15 protein-coding genes and 1 pseudogene are annotated in these 18,459 nt (G+C 57.6%); 6 read left to right on the top strand and 10 right to left on the bottom strand.

Going from position 1 to position 18,459, the window contains the following annotated elements:
- Positions 1-156: 156 nt before the first annotated feature.
- The 3 genes from QMX79_RS03595 to QMX79_RS03585 form a co-directional block, all read right to left on the bottom strand.
- Complete coding sequence (locus QMX79_RS03595; RefSeq protein WP_282244465.1) at positions 157-432, bottom strand: hypothetical protein; 276 nt, start codon at positions 430-432, stop codon at positions 157-159.
- Between the two features lie 295 nt (positions 433-727).
- Entirely contained in the window at positions 728-1,051 is a 324-nt protein-coding gene (locus QMX79_RS03590) for a hypothetical protein (RefSeq protein WP_282244464.1), read from the bottom strand.
- A 9-nt stretch (positions 1,052-1,060) separates the two neighbouring features.
- A complete protein-coding gene (locus QMX79_RS03585) occupies positions 1,061-1,453 on the bottom strand; it encodes a hypothetical protein (RefSeq protein WP_282244463.1) in 393 nt (130 codons plus the stop codon).
- 240 nt (positions 1,454-1,693) lie between these two features.
- Here QMX79_RS03585 and QMX79_RS03580 point away from each other — a divergent pair, with 240 nt between their 5' ends.
- From QMX79_RS03580 to QMX79_RS03570, 3 genes and pseudogenes are all read left to right on the top strand, one after another.
- Positions 1,694-1,936 carry an HNH endonuclease gene (locus QMX79_RS03580; protein ID WP_336618850.1) on the top strand — a complete coding sequence of 81 codons (243 nt, stop codon included), beginning with the start codon at positions 1,694-1,696 and terminating at the stop codon, positions 1,934-1,936.
- A gap of 755 nt (positions 1,937-2,691) precedes the next feature.
- Positions 2,692-3,012, top strand: a complete 321-nt coding sequence (locus QMX79_RS03575; RefSeq protein WP_282244462.1) for a hypothetical protein — start codon at positions 2,692-2,694, stop codon at positions 3,010-3,012.
- A 142-nt stretch (positions 3,013-3,154) separates the two neighbouring features.
- Positions 3,155-4,085 (top strand): annotated as a pseudogene (locus tag QMX79_RS03570) (IS5 family transposase); the annotation flags it as partial.
- A 328-nt stretch (positions 4,086-4,413) separates the two neighbouring features.
- Here QMX79_RS03570 and QMX79_RS03565 read toward each other — a convergent pair.
- Entirely contained in the window at positions 4,414-5,775 is a 1,362-nt protein-coding gene (locus QMX79_RS03565) for a hypothetical protein (RefSeq protein WP_282244461.1), read from the bottom strand.
- 347 nt (positions 5,776-6,122) lie between these two features.
- On the opposite strand from QMX79_RS03565, the gene QMX79_RS03560 reads away from it, so the two are divergent.
- Both QMX79_RS03560 and QMX79_RS03555 read left to right on the top strand, forming a co-directional pair.
- Positions 6,123-7,529 (top strand): ATP-binding protein, encoded by a 1,407-nt coding sequence (locus QMX79_RS03560; RefSeq protein WP_282244460.1) that lies wholly within the window; start codon positions 6,123-6,125, stop codon positions 7,527-7,529.
- Positions 7,530-7,763: 234 nt separating this feature from the next.
- Positions 7,764-8,731, top strand: a protein-coding gene (locus QMX79_RS03555; protein WP_282244459.1) for an IS5 family transposase whose coding sequence is annotated in 2 segments (ribosomal slippage) — positions 7,764-7,794 and positions 7,794-8,731 — 969 coding nt in all. Because the reading frame shifts where the segments join, the coding sequence is not laid out codon by codon here.
- Positions 8,732-9,005: 274 nt separating this feature from the next.
- On the opposite strand, the gene QMX79_RS03550 is transcribed toward QMX79_RS03555, so the two are convergent.
- A complete protein-coding gene (locus tag QMX79_RS03550) occupies positions 9,006-9,968 on the bottom strand; it encodes an NIF family HAD-type phosphatase (protein ID WP_282244458.1) in 963 nt (320 codons plus the stop codon).
- Between the two features lie 412 nt (positions 9,969-10,380).
- Between QMX79_RS03550 and QMX79_RS03545 the strand changes: the two genes are divergently transcribed.
- On the top strand, positions 10,381-10,842 hold the full coding sequence (locus QMX79_RS03545) for a protein-tyrosine phosphatase family protein (protein WP_282244457.1): 462 nt from the start codon (positions 10,381-10,383) through the stop codon (positions 10,840-10,842).
- Between the two features lie 482 nt (positions 10,843-11,324).
- Here the strand turns inward: QMX79_RS03545 and QMX79_RS03540 are convergent, their stop codons facing one another.
- The 5 genes from QMX79_RS03540 to QMX79_RS03520 form a co-directional block, all read right to left on the bottom strand.
- Positions 11,325-13,391 carry an integrase gene (locus QMX79_RS03540; protein WP_282244456.1) on the bottom strand — a complete coding sequence of 689 codons (2,067 nt, stop codon included), beginning with the start codon at positions 13,389-13,391 and terminating at the stop codon, positions 11,325-11,327.
- Positions 13,384-14,928 carry a site-specific integrase gene (locus QMX79_RS03535; RefSeq protein WP_282244455.1) on the bottom strand — a complete coding sequence of 515 codons (1,545 nt, stop codon included), beginning with the start codon at positions 14,926-14,928 and terminating at the stop codon, positions 13,384-13,386. The genes QMX79_RS03540 and QMX79_RS03535 overlap by 8 nt, the downstream gene beginning before the upstream one ends.
- Positions 14,925-16,211 carry a tyrosine-type recombinase/integrase gene (locus QMX79_RS03530; RefSeq protein WP_282244454.1) on the bottom strand — a complete coding sequence of 429 codons (1,287 nt, stop codon included), beginning with the start codon at positions 16,209-16,211 and terminating at the stop codon, positions 14,925-14,927. The genes QMX79_RS03535 and QMX79_RS03530 overlap by 4 nt, the downstream gene beginning before the upstream one ends.
- 330 nt (positions 16,212-16,541) lie before the next feature.
- On the bottom strand, positions 16,542-16,712 hold the full coding sequence (locus tag QMX79_RS03525; protein WP_180882534.1) for a hypothetical protein: 171 nt from the start codon (positions 16,710-16,712) through the stop codon (positions 16,542-16,544).
- Between the two features lie 127 nt (positions 16,713-16,839).
- Positions 16,840-17,930, bottom strand: a protein-coding gene (locus QMX79_RS03520) for an IS3 family transposase (RefSeq protein ID WP_149500787.1) whose coding sequence is annotated in 2 segments (ribosomal slippage) — positions 16,840-17,672 and positions 17,672-17,930 — 1,092 coding nt in all. Because the reading frame shifts where the segments join, the coding sequence is not laid out codon by codon here.
- Between the last annotated feature and the right edge of the window lie 529 nt (positions 17,931-18,459).

The following is an 18,459-nucleotide window of genomic DNA, read 5'->3' as shown; positions in this document are numbered from 1 at the left end:
GCGGCATCGACCCGCCCTCGATAGATCCCCCGAATCTCGCTTAATCGCTGTTGCGTCGGAACTAGAGCGGATGCCCATCGTTCTGAAACCCCATCCCATTCCTGAGCGTCGTCCGCGAGAACCTCCCGTTGAACGGCAAGCGCATGAACAGCACCCTTAGTCGGGAATGGTCGGCTCATCGCCCCAAGCGGCCGAACCCACCCTGTTCACCCTGGCAGTGCCAGCACAGCGCGCCTTGGAGAACGGCGAACTGATTGCTGCGCTTTGAGTAGATCGGTAAATCAGGCGATCTTTAACAATAGAGCCCACATACTTTCCATCGGGGCCAAAAACACGCTCGCCTTTGATGCGACCTATAACTGCGCCCGAGCGGCTGTAAACAAATTCCCCATTCACCTGCAGAGGCTTGCCGTTCTTTGTAAACAGATCCATCTTTTTCCCCGAATTTCCATATGGAACGGCAACTCCGCCGCAAATACCCCCTGGTCGACCTGGGGGGGGGCACGCCCCTACCCACAAAGCGTCGCATCTAAGGCTTTCAATCCAGTAGAACTAGATCCTAAGTGGGCATAGCTTCGCTGGCAAGCTGGGCGACTCCCGGGCAGCCAGCCCTCCATTTCCCGCCACGGGACGACATGGACCTTGCCCGTAGAAAGCCCTAATTTTCTACCCATCTAGTGTCCATTTGCGGACAACCACGGGAACACGCCTGCTCGATTGGCAAGTCTCAATTGGCAAGTTTGGTCGGGGGAGCGGGCGCCGCCTCACCCAACACCTGAACCAGCCCCATCGACCGCAGCATAGCGAAGATCTCCAATTGCTTCTCTGCAACCCACTGAGGTCGGGTAGCCACTTCCTCCTCTGGGACCCGCTTTCCGGCCAGTTCGACGGTTTCGAGAGAAGCATGAAGAGCCATCGACGTGCTGAATCCCAACAAATCCACCACCTCGTCAGGAGAAGTTTCGATTACGCCGGAGCGACGGATCAAGGACTGGTAGCCATGGTGGACGTAGCCGTGCATTGACTTCTGCGACTTCTCCCAGGTATCCAACAAATCCGCTTAGCGCTTTTCACCGGAACGCTGGACCACCCTGCGGATCATCTTCTCTGGGGCTGCAGTGTCATGGCCCTTCTGGAACCGCGCCAACTCCTGATCATCGGCCCATTGCAGCCACAGCCCGCGCACAAACGCTTCAAAAGATGGCCGCATCAGCGCTGTGGCAGAGCCCGACAGCCCGTGCTTGACGAGGAGCATAACTGACGATTGGTGTTCGTGAACCACCGCGAAAGCTACGACCGCCATGTGGTCTGGCTCCGGCCCATGCAGAACCAGCCCGTAGAGTTTCTCCTCGTTCCAACGCCGCACGTGGTCGGCCCACTCCAGTGCCCGCTGCACGCGCGGCTCCTCCATCCAAACCGACAACTCGTCATGTGCTGCGCCGCCCTCAGGCATCGGCCACCTCCCCGCTGGCCCGGGCCGGATGTATGTTTACCGAGGTATCGAACAGATCGATGTTTTGGTCAAGGATAGTCATGGCGCCATCTTGACAGCCAACACCCTGGCGCGCGATAACTCGCTTGCCGCGCGGGGATTCCCGCCGGCGCATTGCCTGCTTAGCTCAAGGCAACAGGTTCCCGATCCGATCGCACACGCGACGACGGGATAGTTTTTCCTGTCTTTTGAGATCTAAGCATGCCCAAACTCCAACGCTTGAGAACCGACGCTTTCCACGCTCAGAAGGGCCGCTGCTGCTATTGCAGCCTGCCGATGTGGAACACTTCACCCGACGAATTAAAGCCGTTCGGCCTCAGCGCCAGAACCGCCACTCCGCTCCGCTGCACAGCCGAGCATCTGTTGGCTCAGCAAGATGGCGGTAGGGACGTGGCCGGCAACATCGCTGCCGCGTGCTGGTCATGTAACCAACGCAGACACTAGCGGAAGTCTCCTCCCACCCCCGAGGCCTATCGTGTTTTCGTGCAAAAGCGCGTGGCAAAGGGGAAGTGGCATCCGCCCAGCGTCGCCAAGCTGCACCTCAGATCGCATGGAGAGCATCTACACGCCAGATGAGTTCCGCCATGTTCATGCCTTGCCTCCCGCGCCTGCTGAACGAAGCCTCAGGAGGTCCGGATGAGGGACAACCTGCATACCAGCAATCGACCGAGCGTGGCTTGAGCAGTTGAGGCCGCGCCGTGGATAAATCATTCGCGGACGAGCTCCGTATCCCCCGTCCCAGCCGCATTTTGCGCAAGGTCGAGGACACGGGCTTTGGGCCACATTGCCGTTGTCAGCGTCACAGTCTGAGCCTAGCCAGGCCCAAAGTGGGCGCCGCGCAACCTAAGAACTGCCAGTCGCTAAAGATCCGCCCCTCGAAGCAGGCTCGACGCTGATAGACCGAGCGCATCTGCGAGTCTGATCACGGTGGATAACCGGCAGTCCTTCTTTCCTTGCTCAATGTGACCAAGCTGCGTCCGGTGCATGCCCAGTTTGTCTGCGAAGTCCTCCTGGGAAAATCCCAGTGCCGTTCGTCTCGCCTTCACGGCGGCGCCAAGGGCTAGCTGGTGCTTGGGAGTACTCACCCCCTAAGCTTTAATTCCGTAGTACTTTTGGTCTACAGTACTTACGGTAGCATCTTGATGACCTGGGCCTCCTAGAGGCCAGTGCATTCTTCGTAACTTGGGCGAGGGAAGACTATGAGCTTCTTTTTAGTGGATGCTGAGTCCGAGTTCACCTTGGAGCTTTCCCTGAGCCAAGAGTCGGAACAAGATCTGCGGCGCCAGATTGCAGAGATCCAAGAGGGCGCGGATGCCGGTTTGCTGTCCAAGCGCCTAGCTGCCGAGTTCTCCAGATTGGTACCCGAGATGCTCGACTGGGACATCAAAAGGCCTACTAAGGCGCAGATCGCATATGCCCGCTCAATTTGCTATCAGGAGAAGATTGAGCTTCCCGACGAAGCGATGCAGTCGCGCTACACAATGCATCTATTCATATCCTCACGCGGCCAGTGGCCGTGAACCTGCTCCCTACCGCTCCCCATATCCATCGGCCAAAATGGTAGTTAAGGATGCTCTGAACAAATATGAGGGAAGTTGCATGGTAGTGCCGGCAGCTGGCCGGCACGCTAGTCGACCATGAAATGTACAGTGGTGGTCGACCATGCAGCTGACATTTGGTGATGCGGACGGCCCGGGGCAGCGCAAGCAGACCCGGCGTGAGCGGTTCCTTGCCGAGATGGACCAGGTCGTGCCGTGGAAGCGCCTGCTGGCACTGATTGAACCGCACTACCCGCAGATGGGCAGTCGCGGAAGCCAGCCGTAACCATTGTCGACAATGCTGCGTGTGCATTTTCTACAGCAGTGGTACGCACTCAGCGATCCGTCCATGGAGGAAGCGCTGTATGACACGGCGGTGATGCGTCGTTTCGCCGGCATTGGCGGCCTGGCGCGCATTCCTGATGAGACCACGATCCTCAACTTCCGCAAACTGCTTGAGGCACACGGACTTGCGGCAGAAATGCTTAACGCCGTGAACGCCCATCTGCAGCGCAACGCCATGAGCCTGCGTGCGGGAACGATCGTGGATCGCCACCATCATTCATGCGCCAAGTTCAACCAAGAACGCAGACAAGGCGCGCGATCCGGAAACGCACCAGACCCGTAAAGGCAACCAGTGGTATTTCGGCATGAAGGCGCATATCGGGGTCGATGAGTTCTCCGGACTGGTTCACCACTCAGATGCACGGCGGCCAACGTCAGCGACGTAACGGTCACACATGCGCTTCTGCACGGCAAGGAGACGTGCATCCTTGGCGACAGCGGATACACCGGTGCGGACTCCCGAGCAGAGCTGAAGAACTGCAAAGCCGCCTTCCTGATTGCACAGAAGCGCGGCAAGGTGAAGGCGATTAGGAACGCAAGGGAGCGGCGTTACCAGGAGCGGTGGGAAACCTGGAAGGCCAGCCTACGCGCGAAGGTGAGCACCCCTTCAGACTCATCAAGCGCCAGTTCGGGTACACCAAGGTCCGCTATCGCGGCTTGGCGAAGAACACCGCTCAGGTGCTGACCCTGTTTGCCCTGTCCAATCTGTGGATGGCCCGCAGGGAATTGATGCCCGCCCAAGGGTAAATCCGTCCGGAGGTGCCGAAAAGGCACGTCCAAAGCCACCTCTCAGATAGAAAATACCTCCTCGGTGACGTTGCCCGCCGTCGCGGCTCGTAGAAACAGCTCTCCGGGTTAACTGCTCAGAGCACCTCTAAGCAAAATCGGAAACCCGAATGGAGCCGACACCGCGCCGCACAAGGCATGGACGGGGGTCCGATAGGGTCGCTCGCAAGACGACCGCCATTGAATCCGCAGCGCGCCTTAAAGCATGACCATTGGACGAAAAGGTGCTTACACGCACAACGGTCGCGCCCCTCAGGTCTGCTGAATATTGAACGACTTCCCGCAGGTCGGGCATGGTGCCGCTAACCCTGCAAGGGCCGGTGGCCCCTGCCACCCAATCGCCACCGCGCCAGAATGCGTCGGCGGCGCAATACCTGGGAAAAGCATGACGCCGTGCACCGCTGTGGCGCGAACGTCTCCAGCGACGCCGGGCGACACCAGACCGGGCGGAAGTGCTGGGATCCAGTTACCGTGGTTCCATTGCGTCTTATGCTTGGCAACCGAGGCGGGGAGCGGGTGCATCGCCGTGCCAAAGACGTTGTTGTGTCCGAACGAATACACCAGTCGGGCATAGCCCGGTGCCCTTGTGGGCACAGTATTGCCTGCAAAGAAGCCACCATGATGAGTAGCAACCACGGCGGTGAATTCTCGATCCTTAACCAAGCTGATGTACTTGTAGCTGGCGTCGCCGGGAAGCAACCAGTTTAAACCCCTCCAATCCACCATCAGGGCATTGCCGCGATTGTTGAGATTGTTCCCGGTTCCGGTGCACTGCGTAAGGGTATAGCTCCCAGACGTGCCGAACTTAAGATCGGCAAAGACCGGGGGCAACTGGAGCACCTGGGAGCCGGCAACTAGAATTCCGTTCTGGAACGCCATGTGAGCAGGATTGACGGTGTGGGGGACAATCCAGGTGCACTTCAACAGGTCCGGGTCCAATGACGTGGCGGTGTAGTGATCCGCGTGCCAATGCGAAATGAGAACGGGCGCCGGTGATTTGTTGTTTGGGCAGGTGCAGAACTTGAGCGCAGCGGGGGTGGTCCACGCGTTCGCCCCGATGGCCCGGCCAACATCAAAGTAGAGAAGAGGCCGCCCGGTTTCACCGAGCATCACGTTGGAAGAAGCTTGACCCACGTCCAGTACGGCCATCGCGTGGGGGCGCGGAATGCTGTCAAGCACAGCGCGGAGAGCCCAGTGATCGGCATTCACATGGGCGACTTCAGGCCTCAACCTGTTGAGGTGCTCAATCAGAGGTGGTTCGGGGAGGTGGGCAAGCCCCAAGAACCCCGTGGTTCCGGCGTCAGTAATGCTGGAATAGCTGATCGCGTCGCCAGCGGGTGTGGGACGGAACATGAGGCCTATCCACCGCCCCACTATGGTGCCCTCCGCACGCCTGTCGGGCGGCGCGAGGTCGGTTACAACCTCAACGAGTTCGCGTTCATTGAAACCGCGCACAATGACATCGAGGTGAAACAGCGGAACCTCCTCAAAGAACCGCGATACGTACTCAGGTTCAGGCTCAACGTCCCCGTACTGCCGCCAGGAGCGAAGTGCCCATCTGTATGGGATCGCGTCAAAGGACAATCTGAGCTGACGGCGGCCGATGGTCTCCATTGACGCCAGATGCCCCAGTAGAACTCGAGGTGTGGGTGTAGGAAGAGTGTCGTCAAGAAAGTACGGGTTCATCGTTCGGTCCTCCGTGATCGAAAGTGCTCAGGCGATGTTGCGGGCCTCGGCCAGGTCGCCGCACATCCACGCCCATGTCTGATAATACTGGCCGAAAGCGACAAGAGAACGGTTGATTGCTCGATCCACAACCATTCTTCAAGAATGTGCATGCCGACACATTGCGGACTGTAAAGTTAGCCCCAACTCGGCCGATAGCGTGTTGCAAGGCTGCGCCTGAGTGGGCGCCCAGGGAAGTAACTCCGTCTTGAACTACGCATGATCAGGAGATTCACATGGAAGGATTTGTTGGCCGTCAGCGTGAAGCGCAGGTGCTCGAGGATCTGCTTTCAGGATCGCCAAGCAAGGGCTTGAAGATTCAGAGCATTGAAGGTCCCAGTGGAATTGGCAAAAGTAGCGTGTTTGCCAAGGCCATGCGATCCATTGACTTGGATAGCCTGGGTTTCCTGAGGATAGAGTTGGTAGGAGCTAACCGGGGGATAGATGGCTCAACTGGCGAGTTCACTGCCGCAGCCATTGATCAGCTGGTTGGCTCGCTTGTGCGCTCTGCAGTTGGGCCGGGAATCGGGTTGAAGCCATCAGGCTACTACTTCCCGAAGACCCGTGAAGCAATTGAGGCTGTCTCTAAGATCAGGGGTGAGATCACCAAGGAACTCTTGGAGCGCGGAGTAAACACTGAAGACCTCGAGGGAATTGCTAAGCTGATAAAGTCAGGTGCATCCATCGTTCAGCGTGTCGGCATGTTCGTGCCGAAGGTCAAAGAATTTGTGGACCCTGAGGCAGTGAAGGAGGCCGCCGACGAGCTCCCCGGGGCCGCGAGTGAAATCAAGGCCTTGTCTTCAGAATCCATCCGTATCTGGGAAAGGCTCGGTATCGGTTCCGCCTCATCCCTCCGTGAGGCTGCTAAGCAAGATCCTGAAGAGGTCCTTGCGAATGCATTGGTAGCAGATCTAAAGGCGATCCTGCTGGGTGAGCACGAAGGCAAGCTCAAGCCGGGGCACGGTAAGATCAAGCGGTTGGAACGGTTGCTCTTCGTTGTGGAAGACTATGAGGCGCTTCATAAGCAGCTCGGCGGACTTCTGATCCCCAAATTCCTAAACAAGCTCAAGAGCAGCGACATCGATGCAACTTTGATCGTGCTAACGAGGTTCAAGCTCAAGGCCACAAACCCTCTCTGGAAGGACTACGAGGCGCAGCTTAGACGCGCAATTGTGCTCAAGCCCCTTGAGAAGGCTGAAGTGGACGAGCTTCTGGCGGAGTTTGGCATTGTCGATACAGCGGAGAAGGAGCGCGCTTGGCTGGAGTCCTCTGGTCTTCCATACCATCTTTCGCTTTTGATCGATGAGCTCGATAGTGGCGGGCGTAGTTCTACCAGCTTGAAGGAGCTACACCAACGCGTCGTCATGTGGATGAGTCCGCGCGAGGTCTCTTGGCTACACCAGGTTCTCTACATGGATGATCTGCAGGTAGAAGCGCTGGAGCAGGTCTTTGGTAGTGAGCAAGAAGCAAGGGACGTTCGTGACTGGTTCGAAAGTGAAGGCTCAATCCTTGATCAATCTTCCCAGAAGCTGAGAATGCTTCCGTTCGTTCGATCACGTCTTTGTGAGTATCTGGAGAGCCGCGACCGAAGGAAGACAAAGGAGCTGAAGGCCCGTGCGGATGCGGTTTTCCTGGCAGATTGATCTGTGTTTTTGATCCGGGAAGATATCTCACCTTCATGTCATCGAGTGAGAGAGCAACTTGCCTCAAAGCAACAACCGGCCGCCCGTGCAATGAGGGGTTGAATACCCGCTCGCAAGATGCGTTGAAGTCCTTCCATCAGTAAGGTAAAGCATAAGGGATGCTCTGAACAAATATGAGGAAGATTTCATGGTAGTGCCGGCCGCTAGCCATGAGATGAAGAGTGACGGTCGATCATGCAACTGACGTTCGGTGACGCGGAGGGCCGGGCCAGCGCAAGCAAACCCGGCGTGAGCGGTTCCTTGCTGAGATGGACCAGGTCGTGCCGTGGAAGCGCCTGCTGGCACTGATCGAGCCGGACTACCCGAAGACGGGTCGTCGCGGCCGCCAGCCGTATCCTTTGGCGACAATGCTGCGTGTACATTTCCTGCAACAGTGGTACGCGCTCAGCGATCCGTCCATGGAGGAGGCACTGTATGACACGGCGGTGGTGCGCCGTTTCGCCGGGATCAACGGCTTGGCCCGTGTTCCTGATGAGACCACGACCCTCAACTTCCGCAGACTGCTTGAGACACATGGGCTGGCGTCAGAACTGCTTAGCGCAGTGAACGCCCATTTGCAGCGCAAAGGCATGAGCCTGGGTGCGGGAACGATCGTGGACGCCACCATCATTCACGCGCCAAGTTCAACAAATAACGCGGACAAGTCGCGCAATCCGGAGATGCATCAGACCCGGAAAGGCAACCAGTGGTACTTCGGCATGAAGGCGCATATCGGGGTCGATGAGTTCTCCGGACTGGCTCGCCATGCGAAGTGCACGGCGGCCAACGTCGGCCACGTAACGGTCACCCACGCGCGGCTACACGGCAAGGAGGCGTGCATCCTCGGCGACAGCGGCTACACAGGCGCAGACTCGCGACCCGAACTGAAGGACTGTAAAGCCGCGTTCCTGATTGCAAAGAAGCGCGGCAAAGTGAAGACAATCAAGAACGCGAGGGAGCGGCGCTACCAGGAGCGCTGGGAAACCTGGAAAGCCAGCCTGCGGGCGAAGGTCGAGCACGCCTTCAGAGTCATCAAGCGCCAGTTCGGATACACCAAGGTTCGCTATCGCGGCTTGGTGAAGAACGCCGCTCAGGTGCTGACCCTGTTTGCCCTGTGTGATCTGTGGATGGCACGCCGGCAGCTGATGCCGGCCCAGGGATAAATCTGCCTGGAGGTTCCGAAAAGGAACCTCAAAACCACTTTTCAGGTATCAGTTTCCTCGCCCGCCGCGGTGCTCGGTGCCGCGACTCGTGGAAATAGAGGTCCGGGCGAACTGTTCAGAGCATCCTCAAGTGAATGCAAATTGCGAGGCTATATGCATGGTCGGGACTAGCAGCACGCAGCAACCGGTGATTGCAGAGCTGAGCTTAGGCGTGCAGGTAGCGTCGCTTCTTCTCAGAGCCCCGTGACGAGAGCCGGTGAATTCACCTGAACGATCAGCCGTCGGCCAAGAACTCGGCACGCGCTGCCTTCAGCACACTGGCCGAGTCGCTGACTAGGACCTCCGCGGGAGCGGCACCATCGAGCAGCGCGTGGGGAGACAGCAGCCACTCGACCTCGCCCCAACCGGTGGTTCGACGCAGCCCGTCCGGCTCGCACGCGAACCTCCTATCACCGCGCAACGTCATCAAGATTTCGGCAAGATGATCAGGTGGTCGGCCATTGGCGTCGAACTGCCAAGTCGGGTAGCGATAGCTGGACACGGGTTTCGCGATGTAGACACCTAGCAAGCAGCCGGTGCGCCGCAACTGACCTACGCGACAACTACCGGTGCTCACCGGCAAGCCGAGTCCGGCGGCGACTTCGCCCGCACTAAGCCATTGAGCGGCTAGCGCCTCCCGCTCCACAGCAGCGCATAGCAGGATCTGAGGAACTGGCGTCAGGGACTGAGCGCCGCCCCCGAGAGGAATCGCCATAGGCTCGCGCATCAGCGGTCGCCGCTTATCAAGTGGCGACCCTGGCGGAGCTGTTGCTGCGTTGACTCGTTCAATTAAACGTCGAGACGCAATCAAGAGCCCATCATCGCTTGGAGGATATGGGGATGCAAAAAGCGGAATCTGAACCCATAAGTACTCCTGTCCCGGATGGACATACGGTCCATGATCATCGAGTAGCAACGCTTCCCCAAGGCGCGGCGCGACGAGCCGCAGGTCCTTGGTCTTCCCCGCCCATTGAACGTAGTTGAGACTCGCAAACCAGATAGGAGCACTTCCTTCGCGGCCTAGTAGTTCAGCGATGACGCGAAAGCGATCCTCCGGCACGGTAGTGAACATCACCAACTGATTGAACTGCGATTGGACGTCTAAAAGGAACCTGTGGAGACCAGGCCTTGGAATCTGACTGATCGCATTGGAAATGAGTGTTCCTTCTAGATCCAACGCCAGCACGGTCGGCTTCATATGCTACCTCTGCCCTTAGTACCCGCTTGTACTTTGCGCGCGCAACCGGTCGCTGTCTATTCCGTGAGCCTACTGGTACGCAGCTTCTGGCTCGGCGTGAGCCTACTGGTATGCGGCTATCGGCCCCTCGCGAGCCTACTGGTACTTCTTGAATCCAGTCGAAAAGAAGATCATCTTTAGCGTTAGCGCGGCCCACTTGAATAGTGTAGGAGGATCGTTACACCAACTCGAAATCCACAGCACAAGCGTCGACCAGCGCATAGGTCGTTGCTTGTTCACTCCTCGCAATGAGGTTTAGAGAGTGTTTAGAACCAGCCATACCCACCCTCTGCATATTGCCACGCTCAACGTCGGGACTAGCGGCGGGGCAATAGGCATAACGTTCGCTCCTGGCAAGTATCAAGAGTCCGCTATGACCGGCGCGTGGAATCGAGACTTAGAATTGGATCTGCGCGCAATTCGTGAGTGGGGGGCGACCTACCTAGTGTCCCTACTTGAGCCATGGGAATTCGATGAACTCAGGATCGCTGCACTACCCAAACGAGCAGCAGCCCTAGGTCTCCGATGGTTTGGCCTACCGATCGTAGATGGTGCAGGCCCAGCGGATGCCTTTCTTGATGAATGGCGAAAGGTGGGGCCTGCACTCTGCGAGAGAATACTGTGTGGGGGTCGAGCTATTGTGCACTGCAAGGGCGGCCTGGGACGAGCGGGAACCGTAGCCTGCCTGTTGCTACTGGACACTGGAGCCGCTAAATCTGCAGAACATGCCATGCACATGGTTCGTCAGGTCAGACCCGGAGCAATCGAGACGCATGAGCAAGAACAGTTCATCCGCGGCTGGTCCAAACCTGGAACCTCGCATGGGATCGGGTAATTGGTACTCGTTGAGGCTAGGTTAGCTCTTCTTGGAGGAAAAGGACCCAACACTGCCAGGTAGCCGACCGCCAGAATCGGCCCCTCTCACCGATGGCAAGGGAGAGTTCAGGCACTCAGCATCTAGGCCTCGTAGGCTCGCGTTGTACGACCACCTTACGAACTGCTCCAGTAGGCAGTTGTTCTCGCGATAGACGCGTTCTAGTTCCGCCTCCAGCCGTAGAATTCGGTCCATAGCAATCTGCATTTCAGGGACATCCTCGACCTTTCGCAGATGCCCACCTTTTGCGGCTAACCCCGCCTTACGCTGTTCGAAGGCTTGCTGAATCCGAGCGTGCTTATGCAACGCTTGCCGCGTATACCGCGTAAAGAGGTGCCGCTCCACCGCGTCCAGCAGAGATTGCCAAGTCAAACGACCTGACCAGCCATCAAGAATTCCGACAATTCTAGCGATATCTTCATCACTAAGATTTTTTGCTCTTCTCATGAAGCCGTGCCTCGCACTTCGATCGCCCATTTCATTGTCACCTGCTCTTCGTCACGTTGATCCAACAACCGGCGGGCATCCACTGCCTGCCGAACCCGAGAGGCCGGACGAATGTGAGTCAAGCGGATTAGCGCACCTAATGGAACTTGCGGATCGTCCATAATTGCCACAAGCTCCGACAGTCTTGTTAGCGTCAGCCTTTGGTGTTCAACCCAACGCGACGCACCATATATCCCTTCAGCCTCCGCAGCTTCTGCCTCAGCTAGCAGACTAGTGGTTTCGGAAAGCTTGGCACGGGTATTTGCATCACCGATTTCGTCGCCCTTGATACACACCTGCTCGTTACAATTCGTACAGTCACGGTGCAGGGCGCAAGGAGACATGACGAAGTCGTGCACGCAGACTCCGAAATCGGTTGTGTGCGCGGCTTGGATACCCATTCCCTTGAACTTGTCTCGAGGAATTAGACTAACGCGGACCTGCGGCAGCGGTTCGGCCGCCAGTTCAGTCACCGACTCCCGCTGCCTTTCCCGACGTAAGCCCACCAGCCGAGCCTGGACATCGCGATCAGAGACATGGTTGTATGAGTCATTCTGACGAATGTCACTCCGACCCGACCACTTTGCGATGTCGAGTTCACTCATGCCACCGGCCTGAGCCAAGGTATTCAGATAGTGTCTGAATTGGTGAGTACGAATGACGATTGGAGATCCGTCTGAATCGAAGTAGCCCAGATGATCGAAGACGGACTTGAACCCGTGCTCTGTACGACCACCAAGACCGGTAGAGATAAAGTTCTGATCTGACGCCTCGATGACGCAACGAAACGTCCGCTTAGTCCGATGCAACTCATTACGCCGAACTACGCAAAGCGCTTCGCTGTACCGCAGACCAGAATCGACGTCCAACCATGGGAACCCTCGGGGCAGGAAGCTGATGACAGAAGCCTCAACATCCGAGAACTTGACTACTATTCTGCCGCGACGCTTCTCGACAGGCACGCCATTACCCAAACACCACGCCCTAGTGCTCGCGGGCGACACCGATTCTGCAAATAGGATCTCGCCGAGCTCTGCAATTGACAAGTCACCGCCGCGAAAATGCTCGAGATGTGGTGGGAGGAACATCGATTTGGGATTGCGTTCGTACCAGCGCGCCACGCGACGCGCCTCTGCTGATAGATCATTGAGTCTTCTCACGGCCTCGCGCACGACCGAACTCATAGATGGCACAACCCACTTGACCATGGGGTCTGCACCCTTGGAAGGCCAGAACCGCAGCCCATATGCCGGCGACGCATCGGGACGAGCTGTTATGACCTCAGGCTCCGCTCTAAGCAGCAAAACTTCATTCACCCGATCCGGGGCCGAGCACATGATCCCCGCCGCCGACGTCACAAACAGATCAGCAGGCTCACTCGCTGCGCGAAAGGCCAGTGCTAGGCATTCCAACGAGCGGGGGCTGGGAAGCTTAGCCTGCCGGGCAGCCTCAAACTCGTCTCCTACCCTGCCGTTCGCCTCCGTCGGGCGAGGTATGGAATTGGACCAGCGCAATGGGACTGCCGCTAAGCGATTGTCATCAATGAACGACGCAAGCATCTCCAATTGCGAACCGACTCGATAGCCCGCAGATGGGCTGAACTTAGCCCGGATGAGTAGAGCCGCTCTATTGAAGGTCGCCGCAGTGACTGAAGCGACGTTACAAGACCCCTGATCTTCCAGTACAGCCGCCAACGCTCGCAGGGAGGCGAGCCGAAACCCTATACACTTCGTTGGCCGCATCCCATGCTGATATCGAAGGTAGGACTTGGCGAAAGAACCAAAGGGCTCGGGCATCGGGCGTGGTGCGCGCTCGTTAACTGAGTCCCATGAGCTAAAAATCGCGCGAAACGCGCCTCGCCTAGCTTTGATCCTGACAGAATCCGCGATCTCCCATGCCATATCATCGAAGGCAAGCTCGGCACCAAAGATGGTCAACTCATTCCGGCACAGAGCAATAAACGCAGAGACATTCTGCTCGGCATTTAGCTCACTAAGCGGCTGAAAAAGAACTACTTTAGCCACAGGTTTTAGCTCCACAGAGTGAGCAATGACGCGCCTTAACCTGGCGGCACTCCTCTATCACGGCCGCAACTGCGAAGATAGTTCGGTCATTGATGGAAGCGATGCGCTTATCAGAATCCCTGAGTTGCTTTTCACGCTGGTCAAGCAGGTGCTGTAGTACCGCCTCATGTGGCCCGTCCATCCAAGCCTCGAAGCTGGAGCAGGTGTAACAGGCGATCGGAGCATTGAATCCGCAAAATCCGTGTGTTCCACAATCGCCCATAGGGGAACCGCTTCGATCAATACGCAGATCGATTACGCGCCTCGACGTATTCTCGCCCAACCCCTGCACAAGCGTTCCCGCGAACGCCTGGGCCAAGGGAGCCATTTCCATAGCAATGGCACGATCAATGCGCTCGATGATTGCAGGCGAACTGGCTGAGTAAACGCCAACATTCTGGGTGTCTGTGTGATCGAGAAGTCGGGCGATGACCAAAGGACTGTACCCCTCTTCTCCAGCTCGCGTGCCGATCGTTCTCCTGAACCGGACACCGCTTATGCTCATCGCCTTACCCGTGCGCTCGGAGACCACTGACAGGCTTTCGAGAACGGTCGTAATCGTCCGGCCAATCATGACGGCAGTCCGATGGAATTCAAATCCTTGGGCACCCCCCTTCGAGCGCACAGAGGGAAAGAGAGGAGCTTGCCCTGCATCGTCTAAGATCGAACAGAAGCGTGCGCGAACGCTCTCAGCGTACGAACTGACATGCTCACCAAACTGCTCGACAAGCGGGCGTTCTACGAACTGAGCACGCGAAAACTTGGCACCCTTCTTAGCGCTAGGCATCTGGATGGAATACTTCAGCATCCCATCAGCATCTGTTTCCACCCTAACATCGCAGACCTTTAAGGACGCGTACTGCTTGCTACGCTGACCCAATAGGATGAAAAGCCACGCCAAGGTGAAATCTGCTGTAGACACATCCCCTTTTGCATATGCTTGATTGAGCGCCAATTGCAGCGCCTCTTCTTCGACATGGGTGAATGGACCATCATGTGGATCCCATGTAAGTACAGACACACCCTTGTCATTGCCCTTGAGCCGCAATTGTTTGAGAAGCAGCTCGACGTCTTCACCGACCCCTGGGTAGCCCAGCTGGAGCCATTTGCGGAGAAACCCCGCGAAGGCTCCCAAGTACCATTCCGTCGACTGATGGAGGCCTGCACGGTAGTTCAGCAGATCTGCGGCTGTGATGCTGGAAATATCCTTTGGCGTAGCACGCAGGAAGTGCTGCAGCCTTTGAAACATATTCTTTAGATGGTCGGGAGAGCGATTCTCTGCATACCACGTCAATACGGACTTGGCCCCACTGCGCAGCACTGGCGAAGCGTTTGGCAGCTGATTGAAGTCCAAATAAATGCTATTGACACCATCGCGGTATGCCCAGATATCGTCGCCTGGATCGAACTCGATGCCCGACTTAGTGCAACTACCTACCCATACAGTGAGTGCACGCGCCTCGCTAGATTCCTCCTGATATAAGGGGTCATGTTTCACCTTCTCCTCCTCACAGGGCGGCTAAATGACTTGGCTTGCATCTCCAGCGACGCCTCATTGCTTTTTCGCTGCACATGCCTTTTCGTGTAGTGCGAAGCCATCTTCGACCTGGGTGACCAGCCCATCGTCTGGGTCCGCATCCTTTCTTCGTCTTCTGCAGCCACACCTTGGCTATCCATGAGATCAGAGAAGTCGTCGTTCCAGGTGTGCCTCAAGACATGCGGGGAGAGGTCATCAGGAAGACCGGGGACCTTGCTACGCAGCTCCCTGAATAGTTTGTTGAGCGCCGGCTTTGACAGCGGTTGGCCTGTTCCCGTCGCCACGAAGAGATAGGGATGGCGGCGCGCACCTTTGATCTTTGCTCGCTCCCCCATTATGTAACTCTTGATCAGCTCCGCCAGATCAGGACCCAGTGCAAGTAGGCGACCTCGCGTTTTGACAAGCGGCGGGCTTTTTCGCGGTTCTTCGGGGTTGCCGGGCCGCCGAACGATCGTGACCTCCCCGGTCCGAATGTTGACGTCACTAGCGTAGGTAGCAAGCAGCTCGCCGTTGCGAACGCCCAGAAGGAGTAGCCAGAGGAAGATCAGTTGGTTACGAACCCGGACGTGCCTGTTCTTCCAGGGGTTGTCCGCACTGTCGGGATCAATGACCTCGAGAATTCGTGCACGGACCTCCGCGTCTACCCCCTGACGGCTAGCCTGCGCGGAGTGGCGGCTGGGCATTCTGGCATTGATAAGGCTGACGAATGTTTGAGTGGCCTCGAGCAAGCTGTGGTTGTGAGGATGTCCCACATCCAGCTTCAGGCGCCGACCCGCTGTTAGCCAGGAGATGTAGTCGCGAATGAATGCCATACGGGTTGCCTTCGTGTCGGCCCCTACCTGTGCCGGCGCTTTCACCGTGGGGCGTATTCGGGCCTGCTCCAGTGTTACGACCCTAGACACCACCGCTCGCGCTGACTCATCCATCTGGCTCATAGCGTCGAGTTCATCTTGCCGCAATCCAGCCAGCTTGGTGAGCGACTCCACCTCGCCAAGGGTAAGGAGCCGACCTTCATTGATTCGATCGTGAATGTCTATACCGAGATGACGAAACACTTGATGGGCAATCATCACAGCCCTGGCCGCGTGCTCGAGCGTGTTCTTGGCAAGCCCAGCTGCCCGAAGCTCGGTCACCAGAAATAGGTTTGGATGCCAGAGGGGGGATCCCGACTCCTTGCACAGAAGCATCGGAAGTCGCTCTCCAGACTCGAACCGAACTACTTTCACCCTGTAGCCAGCTGCCATGTTGACGTTTCCGAAAGGTAGTCGGTAAGCCGAGAAATCGGCAGCCGATGGAAAACGTTAACAACAAAAAAAGGCCCTTGGCAAATGCGCCAAGAGCCCTTGTTAACAGATACTAAAAGGTATCCTCTAGAACGGTTGTGAACCCACAGATCGCAGCGCTCTCAACGCGAAACCATCGCAAGTTCCTGTATCTAAAGGCTTTTTCTTGATCATTGAAACTCGCATTTATACATTGAGAGAGGTTTTTGTTGTAAAAGACGGATTTCGAGCCGAAAGCGACCGCCTTTTTCTACATAGGTAGCAATCCTAGCAGCGCGCAGAGGCAAGCGCTTACTTACCGCTTCGGGCACCACCTTTGGCGTGCTGGTCAAGGAACTTGCCCATCGCAACCTTTTTCTTCAGCACGTCGGCCGGGATCTCGAGCCCCTCTCGTCGCGCAATGGCAACCGCGTACTGGATCTGCGCCTGGGACGGTGGCCTCAAGTCATAGTCCAAGTACATGTCAACGACCGGACCGACAGCCTGCGCAACCCGATTGGCGAGTCGCTGAAGCTTGACCGGATCCGCTCTCGAACACTGCTCCCGACGTCCCCCCGCTTTCAGTAGCGGAGCTGTTTGGAGCCCGGCTTTATCGTAGCGGTTTCACCGCCAGCTGTTGGGCATAGGCGGCAGGCGTTAGCCCGCCGAGCGATTTCTTCGGCCGCTCTTCGTTGTACTCCCGCCGCCAGCGCTCGATCTCGGTGCGCGCGTGCAGCAGTGTCGGGAACCAGTGTTCGTTGAGGCATTCGTCGCGCAGGCGTCCGTTGAACGATTCAACGTAAGCGTTCTGATTCGGCTTGCCCGGCTGGATCAGACGCAGCGACACGCCACGTTCGTGCGCCCAGGCCACCATTGCCTTGCCGCAGAATTCCTTGCCGTTATCGGTCCGGATCACCTTCGGCAGGCCACGGCTGAGTGCCAGGCGGTCCAGCACGCGGCTGACGCCGTGGCCCGAAATCGCACGCTCGACCTCGATTGCCACCGCCTCGTGGCTGGCGTCATCCACAATCACCAGACACTTGATGACACGGCCGTCGGCTGTGCGATCGAAGATAAAGTCCATCGACCACACCTCGTTGGCCGCAACCGGACGAATCAGTGGTTGCCGTTCGCCCAGGGGCACCTTCTTGCGCTTGCGCCGCCGCACCTGCAGTTTCGCCTGCTGATACAGCCGCTCGACGCGCTTGTAGTTCACGACCTGGCCGCCTTGCCGCAGCTTGAGGTAGATCATGCCCACCCCGTAGCGCTTGTGCCGATGCGCCAAGGCCTGGATCTGCGCCCGCAGTTCTACATTGCGGTCCGGACGAGGCGTGTAGCGCAGTGCGCTGGCACTCATGCCGACCACGCGCAGAGCGCGCCGCTCGCTGAGTCCTTTTCTTGCCATGTAGCGCACCTGCTCGCGTCGGGCGGGTGCGCTCACCATTTTTTTCGCAGCACGTCCTTGATCACCTCGTTCTCGAGGACCTGCTCGGCCAACAGCTTCTTCAACCGCGCGTTCTCGGTCTCCAGTTCCTTCAGGCGCTTGGCCTCCGACACATTCATGCCGCCGAACTTGCTGCGCCACAGGTAGTACGACGCCTCGCTGAAGCCGTGCCGACGGCACAGCTCCTTGACCGGCAGCCCGGCCTCGGCCTCACGCAAGAAGCCGATGATCTGCTCTTCGCTGAAACGCTTTTTCACGTCCAATCTCCTTCTCGTTGGGGATTGGACTCCAAAGCAGCTTGCTACTCAATTGAGGGGGGGCGTCGCTCCTGAAGCGACTCCAGCAGACCAGCTTCCAGCGGAAGCTCGAGCATCACACCGCGTTCTGGGTCCAGCAACATTAGAGGCATAGTCACCGCCTGTTTTAGATAGGCGTCCCATAAGGGACTGGCGCTAAAGGTAGCATGCTGAGGGCGGAGCAAAGCTGAGCCAGCACGCGCTGAAGGACTTGCTGCCGCTAAAAGCTCCCTCAGGCTCAGCGGCCTGGCGATCGCTTCAGCTACCTAGGGATTCGGTGAGAAATGGCTACGCACTGAGCCGCTGCGCGGCCCCGCGATGTCGAAAACCCACGCATGAACCCCCGATCTGTGCCCGATCTGTGCCTTGGATTCAACCGGTCGACGCAACACACTGAAGACTGCTTACCGGCAGCAGGAGTGTTGCAGATGGAGCGCAGGCCAAGGATCTACTACAGCGACGCCCAGAAGGCTCTGATGTGGGAGCGATG

The sequence above is a fragment of the Stenotrophomonas sp. PS02300 genome (genome assembly GCF_029959395.1).
GTDB lineage: Bacteria > Pseudomonadota > Gammaproteobacteria > Xanthomonadales > Xanthomonadaceae > Stenotrophomonas > Stenotrophomonas maltophilia_AD.
The sequence above is the reverse complement of the archived record's forward strand: the minus strand, read 5'-3'. Positions and strand labels throughout refer to the sequence as shown.